General features: G+C 66.0%; 1 protein-coding gene. It reads right to left on the reverse strand.

The features are described 5' to 3' along the window. The coding region (locus GTW58_RS13510; protein WP_168023603.1) for an undecaprenyl-diphosphate phosphatase at positions 1-624 on the reverse strand (624 nt) is incomplete at both ends.

Raw genomic sequence — 624 nt, forward strand, 5'->3', positions numbered from 1 at the left:
GCCACCAGCGTCTGAGGCACCGAGTACGCCGCCGGGGAGGGGTCGGTGATCTCGGAGGCGAGCTTGTAGAGCCCGGAGGCGAACACGGCGGGAATGGCCAGCAGGAAGGCGTAACGGGCGGCGTCCTCACGCTTGTAGCCCATGAGCAGTCCCGCGGTGATGGTGCCGCCGGAGCGGGAGACGCCCGGGATCAGGGCCAGCGCCTGGGCAAAACCGTAGATCAGACCGTGCTTCACGGACAGGTTTTCCAGCGTCCGGACCTGCTTGCCGACCTTGTCCGCGATGCCCAGGAAGACACCGAAGACGATCAACATGGTGGCCGTGACCCAGAGGCTGCGGAACGACGTGTCGATCCAGTCCTCGAGCAGGAGGCCCAGCACGGAGATCGGCAGTGAACCGACGATGATCAACCAGCCCATGCGGGCGTCCGGATCCGAGCGGTCCACCTTGCCGACCAGGGACAGGGCCCAGTGCTTGATGATCCGCACGATGTCGCGCCAGAAGTAGATCACCACGGCGGTCTCCGTACCCAGCTGCGTGATCGCGGTGAACGCCGCGCCGGGGTCGCCGCTTCCGGGTAGGAATTCACCGACGATGCGCAGGTGGGCAGACGAAGAAACCGGA

The organism is Kocuria subflava, assembly GCF_012163155.1.
Classification (GTDB): Bacteria; Actinomycetota; Actinomycetes; order Actinomycetales; family Micrococcaceae; genus Kocuria; species Kocuria subflava.